Here is a 16,908-nt window from a genome sequence, read left to right as displayed (position 1 = left end):
AATATGAGATTAGTTATTAAATTCGCATGTGTTGCTGATGGCGTAAATTTACGTGTATGGGAACCAGTGGATCGTAAAACCATAGCAGAGTTTATTTATCTTGAAATTGGTGAAAAAGGAACTAAAAAATCTGATGGGTTTACAATAAGAGTGGCAACACCACAAGGTCTAAAAAACATTTCAGCTAATGAAGGTATTATTGCAGAAAGACCTTTGGTTATTATGGATGAATATAATTTCTCTGAGTTATAGAAATGGCTTGAATGTATAGTTTCTTCTTGTGAGGGAGATACATGGCTTCAATGTGTAGAGTATCTTAGACGTTATTTTGATTGGGAGTATGATAATTATAAGCACAACTGATGTTTGTTCATTTTTTAGTAAAGATGTTAGGATTTTTTCTATTCATAAACGGCGTAGGAACTACTATCTGAAGATAGGTTAAAATATTTATCCTGACCCGATAGGACTGGCGGGTGGGTTAAACTTATACCAATATGCGCCAAATCCTCTCTCTTGGGTCGATCCTTTAGGGTTAGCTCTTACCGGTGCTGATTTTACGGGAAGCCCTGATTTATTCCCTGCTAAAGGTAATCAGTTAAATATTGTCGAAATAACGATGCAAGGTTCTCGTGGGAGAGATTTTACTGAAACGTTTAAAAAAGCTGGTATAACGAAAGCTGAGTCTACAGGTTATACATGGCATCATTTGAATGATTTTGATCCTACAACGGGTAAAACAACTATGCAGTTAGTAAAAACTTCAGCTCATGAAGGTACTTTCCCCCATGCAGGCTCGGTTTCTCAGTTTGAAAAACATTTCAACTTGCCTTCTGGATCTTATGGAAGTTCAGATGCTATTGCTATATCTCATTCTAAAGGATGGCTAGCTGGTCGTATTCCAAAAGCGTTAAAAAGAGGGTGTTCATAATGGATAATCCGTGCAAAAATTGCGAAAAAAATATTGTTCTTTCAGATATTAAATCTGTAGAGCAGGATTTATATTATTGTTTTCCTGATGAATTTATATCGCATTATCTGTCCTTTAATGGTGGGGTGCCGTCCAGAACTTGGTGGGAAAGCAATGATGGTTTCGAACCATTGGAGGTTGCTTTTTTGAAACCATTTAAATATAACAAATTAACTAATGATGACCCGAAGTCTTTAATTGATGGCTGTTATCATGAGATGATTGCAAAGAATGTGATTCCGAAAAACATCATACCTTTTGGAAATGACTGGGGGGGTAATTATTTTTGCCTAAATAAGAATGATAGTAGTGTAGTCTTTTATGCGACAGATTCATTTGATCCAGAACTTTCTATGGATAAAAATCATGTGTTAGTACAAAAAAAACTAGCTTCTTCTTTCAAAGAATTTATGGACAAATTAGTTACCGAAGAGGATTTGGATTATCTATGTAATTAATTTCAAAAGCCGGAGACCTGCTGACGGATGAATATCAGGGAGCGGTGATAGACAACCGCCTGCCGGGCTACGGGCGTGACCGTTACCGCTATAACGAATGGGGTGAACTGACAGAGCGGCGAGAACAGCAACTGGAGTGGAACGCACAGGTCAGTTAACGCGGGTCATCAGCAGGGAAAGATCACGTAACGCTGTTTTTTTGTACTAAACAATTCGCACTAAATGTTCAATAATTGAGATATTCCTTATTACCTAAAGCTGTTTTTCATTGCTTATACATGATCAAATACTCCTTACATAATTAAGGAAAACAAAATGGAACTTAAAAAATTGATGGAACATATTTCTATTATCCCGGATTACAGACAAACCTGGAAAGTGGAACATAAATTGTCTGATATTCTACTGTTGACTATTTGTGCCGTTATTTCTGGTGCAGAAGGTTGGGAAGATATAGAGGATTTCGGGAAACGCATCTCGATTTTTTGAAGCAATATGGTGATTTTGAAAATGGTATTCCTGTTCACGATACTATTGCCAGAGTTGTATCCTGTATCAGTCCTGCAAAATTTCATGAGTGCTTTATTAACTGGATGCGTGACTGCCATTCTTCAGATGATAAAGACGTCATCGCAATTGATGGAAAAACGCTCCGGCACTCTTATGACAAGAGTCGCTGCAAGGGAGCGATTCATGTCATTAGTGCGTTCTCAACAATGCACAGTCTGGTCATCGGACAGATCAAGACGGATGAGAAATCCAATGAGATCACAGCTATTCCTGAACTTCTTAACATGTTGGATATTAAAAGAAAAATTATCACAACTGATGCGATGGGGTGCCAGAAAGATATTGCAGAGAAGATACAAAAACAGGGAGGTGATTATTTATTCGCTGTAAAAGGAAATCAGGGGCGGCTTAATAAAGCCTTTGAGGAAAAATTTCCACTGAAAGAATTAAATAATCCAGAGCATGACAGTTACGCAATTAGTGAAAAGAGTCACGGCAGAGAAGAACTCCGTCTTCACATTGTTTGCGATGTCCCTGATGAACTTATTGATTTCACGTTTGAATGGAAAGAGCTGAAGAAATTATGCGTGGCAGTCTCCTTTCGGTCAATAATAGCAGAACAAAAGAAAGAGCCAGAAATGACGGTCAGATATTATATCAGTTCTGCTGATTTAACCGCAGAGAAGTTCGCCACAGCGATCCGAAATCACTGGCACGTGGAGAATAAGCTGCACTGGCGTCTGGACGTGGTAATGAATGAAGACGACTGCAAAATAAGAAGAGGAAATGCAGCAGAATTATTTTCAGGGATACGGCACATCGCTATTAATATTTTGACGAATGATAAGGTATTCAAGGCAGGGTTAAGACGTAAGATGAGAAAAGCAGCCATGGACAGAAACTATCTGGCGTCAGTCCTTGCGGGGAGCGGACTTTCGTAATTTTGCCCTGGTTATTGGGGCCAGTGAGGGTAAAGAATCTCAATGGGTTCGAGTTGAACTTAGCGATGGGAAAATACATGGGCATCCCATATCACTCGATGAATTCCGAAGGCTAACAACACCATGAACATTGATTTCTTAGGAAAAAAAGGTAACCGGCTCATTTAAACCGTCTGGTCTGTTTCCTCCGGCTCTACAAAAATAATGTCCATCATTTTTAATGGACACTATCGTATGAAACACCGGACCTGGATCACTGAAGCTTTACGTCTTCACTTTGAAGAACATTTACCCCGGGTTGTGGCCGGGCGTCGCCTGGGTGTAACAAAATCAACAGTTTGTAGTATGTTCGTGCGCTTTCGGAGAGCTGGCCTTTCGTGGCCTTTGCCCGCAGGCATGTCGGAGCAGGAACTTGATGCCTGCCTTTACGGACAATTTTCCACGGTACCAGTCGTACGTCCTGAAAGCACCGTTATATCCGAAGCCCCCGTGGTAAAAAAACGTCCCCGGCGGCCCAACTTCCCTTATGAGTTTAAAATCGCCTTAGTGGAGCAGTCACTGCAGCCCGGAGCCTGTGTGGCGCAGATCGCCCGGGAAAACGGAATCAACGATAACCTGCTCTTCAACTGGCGCCATCAATACCGGAAAGGTGGCCTGCTGCCTTCCGGAAAAAATATGCCGGCACTGCTTCCCGTGACGTTAACGCCGGAGCCGGATAATAAAATCCCGGCCCCCGCACAGGAACCAGAGCAGATAAATACACCGTCCGACAGTCTGTGTTGTGAGCTGGTTCTGCCGGCCGGAACTCTCAGGCTTAAAGGTAAACTGACGCCGGCGTTATTACAGACACTTATCCGCGAAATAAAAGGGAGCAGCCACTGATGATATCTCTCCCTGCCGGTTCGCGTATCTGGCTGGTTGCCGGTATCACCGACATGCGGAATGGCTTTAACGGCCTGGCATCAAAAGTTCAGAACGTCCTGAAGGATGACCCGTTCTCCGGACACCTGTTCATCTTCCGCGGACGCCGGGGTGACCAGATAAAAGTGTTGTGGGCTGACAGTGACGGACTGTGCCTCTTCACCAAACGCCTGGAGCGGGGCCGCTTCGTCTGGCCAGTCACCCGTGACGGCAAGGTGCACCTTACTCCGGCTCAGTTATCCATGCTTCCTGAAGGTATCAACTGGAAGCACCCGAAACGAACGGAACGCGCTGGAATCCGCATATAACCCGTTGTAAAGTGAGGATATGGACACCTCACTTGCTCATGAGAACGCCCGCCTGCGGGCACTGTTGCAGACGCAACAGGACACCATCCGCCAGATGGCTGAATACAACCGCCTGCTCTCACAGCGGGTGGCGGCTTATGCTTCCGAAATCAACCGGCTGAAGGCGCTGGTTGCGAAACTGCAACGTATGCAGTTCGGTAAAAGCTCAGAAAAACTTCGTGCAAAAACCGAACGGCAGATACAGGAAGCTCAGGAGCGAATCAGCGCACTTCAGGAAGAAATGGCGGAAACGCTGGGTGAGCAATATGACCCGGTACTGCCATCCGCCCTGCGCCAGTCTTCAGCCCGTAAACCGTTACCGGCCTCACTTCCCCGTGAAACCCGGGTTATCCGGCCGGAAGAGGAATGCTGTCCTGCCTGTGGTGGTGAACTCAGTTCTCTGGGATGTGATGTGTCAGAGCAACTGGAGCTTATCAGCAGCGCCTTTAAGGTTATCGAAACACAACGTCCGAAACTGGCCTGTTGCCGGTGCGACCATATCGTGCAGGCACCAGTACCTTCAAAACCCATTGCACGCAGTTATGCCGGAGCGGGGCTTCTGGCCCATGTTGTCACCGGGAAATATGCAGACCATCTGCCGTTATACCGCCAGTCAGAAATATACCGTCGTCAGGGAGTGGAGCTGAGCCGTGCCACACTGGGGCGCTGGACCGGTGCCGTTGCTGAACTGCTGGAGCCGCTGTATGACGTCCTGCGCCAGTATGTGCTGATGCCCGGTAAAGTCCATGCCGATGATATCCCCGTCCCGGTCCAGGAGCCGGGCAGCGGTAAAACCCGGACAGCCCGGCTGTGGGTCTACGTCCGTGATGACCGCAACGCCGGTTCACAGATGCCCCCGGCGGTCTGGTTCGCGTACAGTCCGGACCGGAAAGGTATCCATCCACAAAATCACCTGGCCGGTTACAGCGGTGTGCTTCAGGCCGATGCTTACGGTGGTTACCGGGTGTTATACGAATCCGGCAGAATAACGGAAGCCGCGTGTATGGCTCATGCCCGGAGAAAAATCCACGATGTGCATGCAAGAGCGCCCACCGACATCACCACGGAAGCCCTGCAGCGTATCGGTGAACTGTATGCTATCGAGGCAGAGGTCCGGGGCTGTTCAGCAGAACAGCGTCTGGCGGCAAGAAAAGCCAGAGCCGCGCCACTGATGCAGTCACTGTATGACTGGATACAGCAACAGATGAAAACACTGTCGCGTCACTCAGATACGGCAAAAGCGTTCGCATACCTGCTGAAACAGTGGGATGCACTGAACGTGTACTGCAGTAATGGCTGGGTGGAAATCGACAACAACATCGCAGAGAACGCCTTACGGGGAGTGGCCGTAGGCCGGAAAAACTGGATGTTCGCGGGTTCCGACAGCGGTGGTGAACATGCGGCGGTGTTGTACTCGCTGATCGGCACATGCCGTCTGAACAATGTGGAGCCAGAAAAGTGGCTGCGTTACGTCATTGAACATATCCAGGACTGGCCGGCAAACCGGGTACGCGATCTGTTGCCCTGGAAAGTTGATCTGAGCTCTCAGTAAATATCAATACGGTTCTGACGAGCCGCTTACAAAAAAAGGGAATGTTGTTTTTAATGACTTTTCCCTGAAGCAAAGCATCCCTCTTAATGAACAGCGAGATGAACTTAAGGAAGATATGCTCCAGGTTGAATATCCAGGTGGGTATCTTTTGGATGTTGGGTGGCGACCATCTTTTGATATAAATGGGAAGTTTTATATTTGTTTAATAAAGGATTTTGATTGGGATATTCCCATTTATAATGGCTCTGCGAAAGATATTGTCTCATTATTATTTGAAATTAACCAAGCTATAAATAAACTTTAAAAAAGCTGGGAGGAAAATTAAATCTTCCCGGCTTTTTATTATTTAATTCTCGTTTAGCACACTAAACGCCCCATCACACATTCCTACAACAGGATTAACTCCACAAATCTCATTTCCCATCGTCTACACTTACTCCTGTAAACCGTTCAGGAGCAGTAATGGATCACCAACTATTAGATGACAGCCCCCTTATCCGCATTTTTGCTTTGCATGCGTTACACAATCTCAAAGAGCGAGGCTTAACGCGCGGGGCGCTTCTCGATTATCACAGCCGCTATAAACTCGTCTTTCTGGCTCATTCCCAGCCTGAGTACCGCAAACTTGGCCCGTTTGTGGCTGATATTCACCGGTGGCAAAATCTGGATGACTATTACAACGAATATCGCCAACGCGTAATTGTTTTGCTTTCTCACCCCGCCAACCCGCGCGATCACACCAACGTTTTGATGCACGTTCAGGGTTATTTTCGCCCGTACCTTGATTCTACAGAACGCCAGCAACTGGCTGCGCTTATCGACAGTTATCGCCGTGGCGAGCAGCCTCTTCTTGCGCCGCTGATGCGTATCAAACACTATATGGCGCTTTATCCTAACGCCTGGCTTTCAGGGCAGCGTTATTTCGAACTTTGGCCGCGTATTTTTAACTTGCGCTATGCAGGAGTTTTATGACCACCCATCTGGTCTGGTTCCGCCAGGATTTACGTCTGCACGATAATCTGGCGCTGGCGGCTGCCTGTCGCAATCCGTCTGCACGCGTGCTGGCGCTGTATATTGCTACACCTCGTCAGTGGGCGACGCATAATATGTCGCCGCGTCAGGCTGAATTTATCAATGCTCAACTTAATACACTGCAAATCATGCTGGCGGAAAAAGGCATTCCCTTGTTGTTTCATGAAGTGGATGATTTTGCCGCCAGCGTTGAAATGGTTAAACAGGTGTGTGAGGAAAACCGCGTAACCCATCTGTTTTATAACTATCAGTACGAGGTGAACGAGCGAGCGCGGGATGCCCTGGTTGAGAAAACGTTGCATAACGTGGTGTGTGAAGGATTTGACGGCAGCGTGATCCTGCCACCGGGCGCGGTGATGACCGGCAATCATGAGATGTACAAAGTTTTTACTCCGTTTAAAAATGCCTGGCTGAGACGGCTGCGGGAAGGGATACCGGAGTGCGTCGCTGCACCAAAAGTTCGTAGTAGCGGATCGATAGCGCCCCCGTCATCCATTACGCTGAATTATCCCCGTCAGTCTTTCGACACAGCGCATTTTCCGGTGGAAGAAAAAACGGCGATTGCACAATTACGCCAGTTTTGCCAGAGCGGTGCCGGAGAGTATGAGCAACAAAGAAATTTTCCGGCAGTGGAAGGCACCAGCCGTTTGTCCGCCAGCCTGGCCACGGGAGGATTATCGCCTCGTCAGTGTTTGCATCGCCTGCTGGCAGAGCAACCGCAGGCGCTGGAGGGCGGGGCGGGTAGCATCTGGCTTAATGAGCTGATCTGGCGCGAGTTCTACCGCCATCTGATGACGTATCACCCCTCGCTGTGTAAACATCGCCCGTTTATTGCCTGGGCCGATCGCGTCCAGTGGCAGAGTAACCCCGCGCATTTAAAGGCCTGGCAGGAAGGCAAGACCGGCTATCCGATTGTTGATGCTGCCATGCGCCAGCTTAATGGCACTGGCTGGATGCATAACCGTCTGCGGATGATTACTGCCAGTTTTCTGGTGAAAGATTTGTTGATCGACTGGCGCGAAGGCGAGCGATATTTTATGTCGCAACTGATTGATGGTGATTTGGCTGCCAATAACGGCGGCTGGCAATGGGCGGCTTCTACCGGAACTGATGCCGCGCCGTATTTCCGTATCTTTAACCCGACAACTCAGGGCGAGAAATTTGACCGCGAAGGTGAGTTTATCCGCCAGTGGTTACCGGAACTGCGCGATGTGCCGGGGAAATTGGTGCATGAGCCGTGGAAATGGGCGGAGAAAGCAGGCGTGAGGCTGGATTATCCGCAACCGATTGTTGATCACAAAGAAGCGAGAGTACGAACGTTGGCAGTGTATGAGGCTGCGAGGAAGTGGAAATAACAGACGCGTCAGGCAATCGTGCCCGGATGCCGGATGCCGGATGCCGGATGCCGGATGCCGGATGCGGCGTGAACGCCTTATCCGGCCTACTAAATAGTGCAAAATCAATATATTGCAGGGGAATCCAGGCCTGATAAGACGCATCAGCGTCGCATCAGGCATCGGTGTTGACTTATTAAGACTCCAGCGCCAGCGCACGGTTTCTGAACTTAAGCGCCTGGTACAGCCAAATCATCAGTACCAGCCCTACACAAGCCAGCGCACCCCAGGTGATTTGATCGAACACTTCAATATATGCATTGATGGAGTAGTTGATCGCCCCAGAAGCATCAAACGAAGCTTGCGATGTCTGATCGGCAATGACCCCCGCCAGATAGTTGGCAATCGCACCAGAAAGCAGCATATAAATGCCGGTTAATACACCGGTCACGCCGGGGATTTCAATGCGTGTAATTTGCGACATGGCAACCGGGTCGATAAACAGTTCGGCAAAGCCCATCACCGCCAGCCCCAGCACCATCAGTGGCAGAGAAGAGTGACCATACATTGCTGACCAGCGGGCACTTAAGGCCAGAATGCAGAATCCGGCACTCATCAGGCCGAGGCCAAGTGCAAATTTCCCCCAGATGCGCACGGTACGATTACCCGCGACACTCTCTTTTACGACCCACGCCAGGAACACACCGCACAGCATCACGGCAAAGGCATTAATCGACTGGAACATGGCGGTCGGAACGGTGTAACCAAAAATATCGCGGTTAACGAAACGGTCGATATAAAGGCTGATTGAACTGCCGCCCTGCTGTGCAAAGGCCCAGAACAACATGCTGAAGAAGGTAAGAGTGACAATCAGCCCCAGCTCTTTACGCTGTTTCTGGTTTTCTGCTTTGCGATAAATTTTTGCCAGCACGCCAAGACCAATGATAGTGGCGACAATTAAGGCGTAAACCGACCACTCTTTCCAGAACAATACGGTAATCAGTGCAGGCGTTGCGACCAGCAGAACCAGCAGCCATCCCCAGTTTGGCAGGAGAACGTTTTTCGCACACAGTACCTCTTTGTTAACGCCGCGGGTATGAGCGAAATGACGATTGCCACATAAGAAGATAACCAGCCCGGCGATCATCCCAACCGCAGCCAGGCCAAAGCCCATTGCCCAACTGTACTCTTGCTGGGCATAACCGCAGGCGATAGGTGCGATAATAGAACCCACGTTACCCGCCGCATACATCAGCGAGAAACCGCCATCACGACGTGGATCGGTTGGCTCGTAGAGTTCACCTAGCAGGCAACTGACGTTAGATTTAAACAGGCCATAGCCGCAGACGATAATCGCCAGCGAGAGATAAAGGAATGTCGGGTGGATTTCGCTGGCACCCAGCACCAGATGCCCGATCGCCATCAACAACGCCCCCAACATCACTGCCATGCGGTTGCCGAGAACCTTATCCGCGAGGAAACCGCCAAGGATCGGCGTGACATACACCAGCGAACAGTAGGCGCTGAATAACGCGTAAGCGTGAGTATCGTTGTATTTCAGTTGGTTGGTGAGATAGAGAATCAGCAGGGCACGCATGCCGTAGAAGCTAAAATATTCCCAGATTTGTAGCGCGACAACGTAGTAGATAGCGCGCGGCTGTGATGCGTGTTTATTCATAATAATTCCGCGGTTGGATGCGACACCACGTAATAGTGGCGTGGCGTGCGTGTGTTTCTTTAAAGTTAAAACCTTGAAACAGATCTGATTATTTATGCAATATGCTGTCTGTTTGCATAAATATACATGAACTATGGCGTGGCGAGATAAACAATTTGCGTCTTTTGGCGGTGTGTTTGTTTCTTAATATGTCAAAAGATTGGCTATCGACGAACAGGCGAGGTAACGCTATGTTAACGGTGTAGCTATCAGAATACAGAAGGCGCGAAGATGAAAAACACCGAACTGGAACAACTGATTAACGAGAAACTGAACAGCGCGGCGATAAGTGATTACGCGCCGAATGGCTTGCAAGTGGAAGGCCAGGAGACGGTGCAAAAAATTGTTACCGGCGTCACCGCCAGCCAGGCGCTGCTCGATGAAGCTGTGCGTCTTGAGGCTGATGCGGTGATCGTGCATCACGGCTACTTCTGGAAAGGCGAATCGCCGGTGATTCGCGGCATGAAGCGTAACCGTTTGAAAACCTTGCTGGCGAATGACATCAACCTGTATGGCTGGCATCTGCCGTTGGATGCGCATCCTGAACTGGGCAATAACGCGCAGTTAGCGGCATTGTTGGGGATTACGGTAATGGGTGAGATCGAACCACTTGTGCCGTGGGGTGAACTGACGATGCCGGTGCCGGGGCTGGAACTTGCCTCGTGGATTGAAGCGCGTCTGGGACGCAAGCCGTTGTGGTGTGGCGACAACGGCCCGGAGGTGGTACAGCGCGTCGCCTGGTGCACGGGGGGCGGGCAAAGTTTTATCGATAGCGCCGCGCGTTTTGGCGTGGATGCTTTTATTACTGGCGAAGTTTCTGAACAAACCATTCATTCTGCCCGCGAGCAGGGATTGCATTTTTATGCTGCGGGGCACCATGCTACTGAACGCGGTGGTATTCGCGCGTTAAGCGAGTGGTTGAATGAAAATACCGATCTTGATGTGACCTTTATTGATATTCCTAATCCTGCATAACGAATAATCAGAGGGATCGAAAGTGCAACGAGCGCGTTGTTATCTGTTAGGCGAAACGGCGGTAGTGCTGGAGCTGGAGCCGCCAGTGACGTTGGCAAGCCAGAAACGTATCTGGCGACTGGCCCAGCGTCTGGTGGATATGCCGAATGTGGTTGAAGCCATTCCCGGAATGAACAATATCACGGTGATTTTACGTAATCCGGAGTCGCTGGCGCTGGATGCTATAGAGCGTTTGCAACGCTGGTGGGAGGAGAGTGAGGCACTGGAGCCAGAGTCACGCTTTATCGAAATCCCGGTGGTTTATGGTGGCGCAGGCGGGCCGGATTTGTCGGTGGTTGCGGCGCATTGTGGGTTGAGCGAAAAACAGGTTGTTGAATTGCACTCCTCCGTGGAATACGTGGTCTGGTTTTTAGGTTTTCAACCGGGCTTCCCGTATCTCGGGAGTTTGCCGGAACAACTAAACACGCCACGACGCGCAGAACCACGCTTGCTTGTTCCGGCGGGGTCTGTCGGGATCGGTGGATCGCAAACGGGTGTTTATCCGGTGGCAACGCCGGGCGGTTGGCAGTTGATTGGTCATACCTCGCTCAGTTTGTTTGACCCGACCCGTGACGAGCCTATCTTATTACGTCCTGGAGACAGCGTGCGCTTTGTGCCGCAGAAGGAGGGAGTATGCTGAAGATTATTCGCGCGGGGATGTACACCACTGTTCAGGATGGCGGTCGTCACGGCTTTCGCCAGTCGGGTATCAGCCACTGTGGAGCGCTGGATTTGCCTGCGCTGCGCATTGCTAACCTGCTGGTGGGTAATGATGCTAACGCTCCGGCACTGGAAATCACGCTCGGTCAGTTAACGGTTGAATTTGAACGCGACGGCTGGTTTGCCCTGACAGGCGCGGGTTGCGAAGCTCGGTTGGATGATAACGCCGTCTGGACGGGCTGGCGTTTGCCGATGAAAGCAGGTCAGCGTTTAACGCTTAAACGCCCACAACATGGTGTACGCAGCTATCTGGCCGTGGCGGGCGGTATTGATGTTCCGCCAGTGATGGGATCATGCAGTACCGATCTCAAAGTAGGGATTGGCGGGCTGGAAGGGCGCTTACTGAAGGATGGAGGCCGACTCCCCATCGGCAAAGCGAAGCGTGATTTTATGGAAGCGCAAGGCGTTAAACAGTTGCTGTGGGGTAACCGGATTCGCGCCTTACCGGGGCCGGAATACCATGAGTTCGATCGCGCCTCGCAGGATGCATTCTGGCGTTCGCCCTGGCAGCTTAGCCCGCAAAGTAACCGGATGGGCTATCGCTTACAGGGGCAAATCTTAAAGCGTAATACATCCCGCGAGTTGTTATCTCACGGCTTGCTGCCGGGCGTGGTGCAGGTGCCGCATAACGGTCAGCCGATTGTGTTGATGAATGATGCACAGACGACCGGCGGTTATCCGCGCATTGCCTGTATCATTGAGGCCGATATGTACCATCTGGCGCAAATTCCACTCGGACAGCCGATTCATTTTGTCCAGTGTTCACTGGAAGAGGCACTAAAAGCGCGGCAGGATCAGCAACGTTATTTCGAACAATTAGCGTGGCGGCTGCACAATGAAAATTGACCTGAACGCCGATCTGGGTGAAGGCTGCGCCAGTGACGCTGAGCTATTAACGCTGGTTTCCTCAGTCAATATTGCCTGTGGATTTCATGCAGGCGACGCGCAAACTATGCAGGCTTGCGTGCGTGAAGCAATAAAAAATAGTGTAGCGATTGGCGCGCACCCGAGTTTCCCCGACAGGGAAAACTTTGGACGCAGCACCATGCAACTGCCGCCGGAAACGGTTTACGCCCAGACGTTGTATCAGATTGGCGCGCTGGCGGCGATTGCCCGTGGTGAAGGTGGTGTGATGCGTCACGTCAAACCCCATGGCATGCTGTACAACCAGGCGGCGAGAGACGCACAACTGGCAGACGCCATCGCCAGAGCGGTTTACGCTTGCGATCCGGCATTGATTCTCGTTGGACTGGCAGGAAGCGAACTGATTCGTGCAGGCAAGCGATATGGCCTGACAACGCGTGAGGAAGTGTTTGCCGATCGTGGATATCAGGCTGACGGCTCGCTGGTGTCGCGAAGCCAGCCAGGCGCGTTGATTGAAGATGAAGAACAGGCGTTGGGGCAAACGCTGGAGATGGTGCAACACGGCAGAGTGAAGAGTATCACTGGCGAATGGGCGACGGTAACAGTACAGACAGTCTGTTTGCATGGCGACGGTGAGCATGCACTGGCATTCGCCCGCCGGCTACGATCTGCATTTGCCGAAAAAGGGATTATGGTTACAGCATAATCCCGTTGAGTAAAGAACGAAAAAAGGAAATCACCATGCCTGAAGGCCCGGAGATCCGCCGTGCAGCGGATAACCTGGAGGCGGCGATCAAAGGCAAACCACTGACCGATGTCTGGTTTGCCTTCCCGCAGTTAAAAACTTATCAATCACAACTTATTGGTCAACACGTCACCCATGTGGAAACGCGCGGAAAAGCGTTGCTGACCCATTTTTCCGGCGGGTTAACGCTTTATAGCCATAACCAACTCTACGGTGTCTGGCGAGTGGTTGATACCGGCGAAGAGCCGCAGACCACGCGGGTGTTGCGGGTAAAACTGCAAACGGCCGACAAAACCATTCTGCTTTATAGCGCCTCGGATATTGAGATGTTGACGCCGGGACAATTGACTACGCATCCGTTCTTACAACGGGTCGGCCCCGATGTGCTCGACCCGAATCTGACGCCGGAAGGGGGGAAAGAACGGTTATTGTCGCCGCGCTTTCGTAACCGTCAGTTCGCCGGATTACTGCTCGACCAGGCGTTTCTGGCGGGGCTGGGCAACTATCTGCGGGTGGAGATCCTTTGGCAGGTTGGGTTGACCGGAAATCATAAAGCGAAAGAACTTAACGCGACACAACTGGATGCGCTGTCGCACGCGCTACTGGATATCCCGCGCCTCTCGTACAAAACGCGTGGTCAGGTTGATGAGAATAAACATCACGGGGCGCTGTTCAGCTTTAAGGTTTTTCATCGTGATGGTGAGAAGTGCGAACGGTGTGGCAGCATCATTGAGAAAACCACGCTATCTTCGCGCCCGTTTTACTGGTGCCCTGGCTGCCAGCACTAGGCAGAACGTTTCGGCGCATAGGTTGAAATAAACCGCGCAATGGCTGGTCCCGTCAGCAAAATACTGAACAGGCGCAGGGTTTGCATCGCCATGATGAGCGCCATATCGGCATTGCTCCCTGCGGCGATGACCGCTACCGTATCAAGCCCGCCAGGGCTGGTGGCGAGGTAGGCGGTCATAAAATCAATATGCATAAACCGGGTCAGCCCCCACGCCATACCGGCACAAATAGCCAGCAGTGCAAAAATCGACAACAGGATTTGCGGCAGTGGGTGTAATGCCCGCAGTAAGATTTGCTTATCGAAACCCAGCCCAATCCGCCAGCCAATCGCCATATATGCTATCGCCAGCAGCCATTCCGGTAACTCAATCGTGATGAACTCGCCAGACTGGAGCACCGCACCCGCCAGCATCGGGATGAGCATCGTGCCGGAAGGAAGACGCAACAGGCATCCCGCCGTGCCAGCAATGACCGCGAGCAAGACGGTAAACAGGAGATTTATGCTGACGGGCGGGAACCAGACTATTTGCTGATTCATCGCTTCAGCGTTATCGCCCAGCATCATTCGCGCTACCAGAACCGCCGCGCCCGCGACAAACAGAACTCGCAGATACTGCATAAACGCCACCAGGCGAATATCTGCGCCGTAATCTTGTGCCATAGCATCCATTGCCGCCGCACCACCAGGCGAGGAGCCCCAGGCACCGGTATTTCCGGGCAGTGAGCTATAGCGCACCAATAACCAGCCCACGATGGCGCTGGAAAGCAACGTTACCAGCAAAATAGTTAACACAATCGGCCAGTTAACGGCCAGAGTGGTGAGAATAGAACCGGTGAGGTTTTGCGCAATCATGCAGCCAAGAATGGCTTGCGCGGCGAGAAAAGCGGAGCGGGGGAGTTGCAGGGTCACTCCGCGCATACTGAAGATGATCCCGGCGAGCATCGGTCCGAGCAATAGCGCCGCCGGGAGATGTACCGCGAGGAAGCCAATAGAAAGGAGAAGTGACAACACACATAACATTCCCCACTGCAAGACTGGCATCCTTCGTATCCTCGTTATTTTATCTTTGGTGTATCGATACAGCATAAAGAAAGCCGGACCTGGAAAAAATAACGGCAATCAAGGAAAAGGGGAAAATCAGCAATTATCTGAATAAGATGCCCTGTACTGGCAAAGGGCATTAGTCTCATCAGTTGTAGTTAATTTTAAAAAGCACCACCGTGTCGAATGGCCCAGCCTCGATGGGAGTGCCTGGCGTGGACGAAAGTTCAGCCGTATAGTTTTTTTCGTAGATCAACATGTCGCTGGTGAAATCGGCATACTCGCTGTATTTGTTGAAGGTGTAGGGCGAGTCGTTTTCATCCAGTAACCGCAGCTTAAGTCCGTTGCCAATGAGTAATGCTTTATCGTCTTCAACTAACGTTTCTTCTGTATAAAACGAGGAGCTAACCTTAAATCCGTCGGTGCATTGATCATTTTGTGATTTGGTCGTTTTAATACCGAACGTTTTTGTCATGTTATGCCGCCGGATATCCAGCACATTAAATTTACCGAAATCAATCACCTGATTGGCTGGGGTAATAGAAAAATTCACGCTGCAATCCAGCACGCGAATGTTTTCCAGACCGATAATATGATATTTCAGGTTTCTGGCGGTGGGATCTTCGTTAACACTGCCCGCGCCATCAAATTGCACCACGATGTAGTCGCTGAGAGTACTTTGATAATCATGAGGCGGCATGGTGCGGACTTTGACGTAAAGTCGCATACGTGCAATAAAAGTCCGTGATTTATGAATATTTGTCGGCTCACCGGAGCAAAGTTTGTTTTGCCAGCCCATCGCAATGATCTGTTCCGGGGTGTAAATATCAATTTTCTTACTATCGATACACTGATTCGTGTCGATGCGGCTTTGCCCCAGACTGGCGTCATAGTCCACACCTTCATAGGTTACGCCTAATTGATAATAGGGGTCCTGCACGCCTGGGTACGGGTTTACCCAAGCAAAAACATGCTCACTCTCAAAGTTGCCGTTAGTATTGTTGTCGCAATAGACGGGAATTCTAATATCATCAGACTCCCAGATTTTATCGCCGGGTTTGGCATTACCCGGTACAGCAAACGGCTGAATATTTTCTGATTTTTCTACCTGACCACCCGATGCACCAAAATAACAGTCCAGCGCCAGCGCAGACCTCAGCGGCAGAAATAGCAGACAAATAACAAGTAATAATCCTTTGCCAGCACTCATTTCTTCGCCTCCACTGGCTGTAAACGGCACGGCCCGTTACAGTCTAGGGTGGTCATTCGCAATGCGCCGTAATCATCCATGTAGCCGAGGTAAAATTGACTGCCGTTATAGCTTCCCGTATTAGTGGTTACCGAGCCGAAAGGTGCGACCATAGTGGTTTTGAAACCGGGGAGTACCCCTTTTTCATTTTGCCCCAGGTAGGCGATAGTCAGATAATAGGCGGTAGGATTTTTCAGTGTCAGTTGGTTGCTCTGTTGGCTAACCTGTAACTGCAGCTCTACATGTTCACCTGTTTTCTTGCGTAACGTTGCAGGTCGCCAGAACAATTTGATACGACTTTGGATAGCGATCTGAAGTACCGCATGATCGCTGCTTTTATCCGGGGCTGGAGGAATTTCGCGCATGTTATAGTAGAACAGCGTTTCGCGATCGCCGGGCAATTTTGGAGTTGATGCTTGTTTTACAATCCGCACTTGCGATGTTGCTTTCGGTTCCAGACGTTGAATCGGTGGCAGGGCGACCAGAAGATCGTCGCTTTTCTCCCCTTTTTCATTTTCTATCCAGGAATAAGCAAGATAAGGCAGTTTGTCACTCTGGTTTTCTATTCGCAGGCTGGTGGCTTTATCATTGGCGTTAAACACAATGCGTGTGCGATCAGGTTGCACTGCAGCGTAGCTACCCAGGCTGACGGTTAACAGAATCAGTGGCAGTCCTTTAATAAATGTCATTCGCTTTTCCTTAA

At 50.0% G+C, this 16,908-nt stretch carries 16 protein-coding genes and 4 pseudogenes; 16 read left to right on the top strand and 4 right to left on the bottom strand.

What is annotated here, in order from left to right; genetic code table 11:
* Positions 1 to 3: 3 nt before the first annotated feature.
* The 11 genes and pseudogenes from C1192_RS09220 (at position 4) to phrB (ending at position 8,086) form a co-directional block, all read left to right on the top strand.
* Positions 4 to 363, top strand: a pseudogene (locus tag C1192_RS09220) (Imm8 family immunity protein).
* A gap of 94 nt (positions 364 to 457) precedes the next feature.
* Positions 458 to 931, top strand: a pseudogene (locus C1192_RS09215) (HNH endonuclease); the annotation flags it as partial.
* Positions 931 to 1,428, top strand: coding sequence for an SMI1/KNR4 family protein (locus C1192_RS09210; protein WP_038355687.1), 498 nt, complete (start codon positions 931 to 933; stop codon positions 1,426 to 1,428). The pseudogene C1192_RS09215 and the gene C1192_RS09210, both read left to right, overlap by 1 nt.
* Before the next feature lie 5 nt (positions 1,429 to 1,433).
* Positions 1,434 to 1,600: pseudogene (locus C1192_RS26085) on the top strand (hypothetical protein); the annotation flags it as partial.
* 143 nt (positions 1,601 to 1,743) lie between these two features.
* Positions 1,744 to 2,879 (top strand): annotated as a pseudogene (locus C1192_RS09200) (ISAs1-like element ISEc1 family transposase).
* A 204-nt stretch (positions 2,880 to 3,083) separates the two neighbouring features.
* Entirely contained in the window at positions 3,084 to 3,761 is a 678-nt protein-coding gene (tnpA, locus tag C1192_RS09195) for an IS66-like element accessory protein TnpA (protein WP_001631765.1), read from the top strand.
* Positions 3,761 to 4,108, top strand: a complete 348-nt coding sequence (gene tnpB / locus C1192_RS09190) for an IS66 family insertion sequence element accessory protein TnpB (protein ID WP_069906977.1) — start codon at positions 3,761 to 3,763, stop codon at positions 4,106 to 4,108. Before tnpA ends, tnpB begins: the two co-directional genes overlap by 1 nt.
* 19 nt (positions 4,109 to 4,127) lie before the next feature.
* Positions 4,128 to 5,699 carry an IS66-like element ISCro1 family transposase gene (locus C1192_RS09185; RefSeq protein WP_103194767.1) on the top strand — a complete coding sequence of 524 codons (1,572 nt, stop codon included), beginning with the start codon at positions 4,128 to 4,130 and terminating at the stop codon, positions 5,697 to 5,699.
* Between the two features lie 115 nt (positions 5,700 to 5,814).
* Complete coding sequence (locus tag C1192_RS09175; protein WP_241482979.1) at positions 5,815 to 6,003, top strand: hypothetical protein; 189 nt, start codon at positions 5,815 to 5,817, stop codon at positions 6,001 to 6,003.
* Positions 6,004 to 6,161: 158 nt separating this feature from the next.
* Complete coding sequence (locus C1192_RS09170) at positions 6,162 to 6,671, top strand: YbgA family protein (protein WP_000350026.1); 510 nt, start codon at positions 6,162 to 6,164, stop codon at positions 6,669 to 6,671.
* Positions 6,668 to 8,086 (top strand): deoxyribodipyrimidine photo-lyase, encoded by a 1,419-nt coding sequence (phrB, locus tag C1192_RS09165; RefSeq protein ID WP_038355817.1) that lies wholly within the window; start codon positions 6,668 to 6,670, stop codon positions 8,084 to 8,086. Before C1192_RS09170 ends, phrB begins: the two co-directional genes overlap by 4 nt.
* Positions 8,087 to 8,261: 175 nt before the next feature.
* Here the strand turns inward: phrB and dtpD are convergent, their stop codons facing one another.
* Positions 8,262 to 9,743, bottom strand: coding sequence for a dipeptide permease DtpD (gene dtpD / locus C1192_RS09160; protein WP_001032669.1), 1,482 nt, complete (start codon positions 9,741 to 9,743; stop codon positions 8,262 to 8,264).
* 270 nt (positions 9,744 to 10,013) lie between these two features.
* Between dtpD and ybgI the strand changes: the two genes are divergently transcribed.
* Genes ybgI through nei form a run of 5 tightly spaced genes read left to right on the top strand, consistent with a single transcriptional unit; the run spans position 10,014 to position 13,913 of the window.
* Positions 10,014 to 10,757: a radiation resistance protein YbgI gene (ybgI, locus tag C1192_RS09155; protein WP_000798885.1), complete on the top strand. Its 744-nt coding sequence runs from the start codon at positions 10,014 to 10,016 to the stop codon at positions 10,755 to 10,757.
* A gap of 22 nt (positions 10,758 to 10,779) precedes the next feature.
* Positions 10,780 to 11,436 (top strand): 5-oxoprolinase subunit PxpB, encoded by a 657-nt coding sequence (pxpB, locus tag C1192_RS09150; protein WP_001188383.1) that lies wholly within the window; start codon positions 10,780 to 10,782, stop codon positions 11,434 to 11,436.
* Positions 11,430 to 12,362 carry a 5-oxoprolinase subunit PxpC gene (pxpC, locus tag C1192_RS09145; RefSeq protein ID WP_038355816.1) on the top strand — a complete coding sequence of 311 codons (933 nt, stop codon included), beginning with the start codon at positions 11,430 to 11,432 and terminating at the stop codon, positions 12,360 to 12,362. The genes pxpB and pxpC overlap by 7 nt, the downstream gene beginning before the upstream one ends.
* Positions 12,352 to 13,086, top strand: coding sequence for a 5-oxoprolinase subunit PxpA (gene pxpA, locus C1192_RS09140; protein ID WP_038355815.1), 735 nt, complete (start codon positions 12,352 to 12,354; stop codon positions 13,084 to 13,086). The genes pxpC and pxpA overlap by 11 nt, the downstream gene beginning before the upstream one ends.
* A gap of 35 nt (positions 13,087 to 13,121) precedes the next feature.
* Complete coding sequence (gene nei / locus C1192_RS09135) at positions 13,122 to 13,913, top strand: endonuclease VIII (protein WP_038355814.1); 792 nt, start codon at positions 13,122 to 13,124, stop codon at positions 13,911 to 13,913.
* On the opposite strand, the gene C1192_RS09130 is transcribed toward nei, so the two are convergent.
* The 3 genes from C1192_RS09130 to C1192_RS09120 form a co-directional block, all read right to left on the bottom strand.
* Positions 13,910 to 14,956 (bottom strand): AbrB family transcriptional regulator, encoded by a 1,047-nt coding sequence (locus C1192_RS09130; RefSeq protein ID WP_038355813.1) that lies wholly within the window; start codon positions 14,954 to 14,956, stop codon positions 13,910 to 13,912. The genes nei and C1192_RS09130 overlap by 4 nt on opposite strands.
* 148 nt (positions 14,957 to 15,104) lie before the next feature.
* Positions 15,105 to 16,166, bottom strand: a complete 1,062-nt coding sequence (locus tag C1192_RS09125) for a fimbrial protein (RefSeq protein ID WP_001272413.1) — start codon at positions 16,164 to 16,166, stop codon at positions 15,105 to 15,107.
* Positions 16,163 to 16,894 (bottom strand): fimbrial biogenesis chaperone, encoded by a 732-nt coding sequence (locus tag C1192_RS09120; RefSeq protein WP_038355812.1) that lies wholly within the window; start codon positions 16,892 to 16,894, stop codon positions 16,163 to 16,165. Before C1192_RS09120 ends, C1192_RS09125 begins: the two co-directional genes overlap by 4 nt.
* Positions 16,895 to 16,908 lie beyond the last annotated feature (14 nt).

Origin of the sequence: Escherichia marmotae (assembly GCF_002900365.1) — a bacterium.
In the GTDB taxonomy this organism is placed as follows: Bacteria; Pseudomonadota; Gammaproteobacteria; order Enterobacterales; family Enterobacteriaceae; genus Escherichia; species Escherichia marmotae.
Note: the sequence above shows the minus strand (reverse complement) of the source record. Positions and strands in the feature narration are given on the sequence as shown.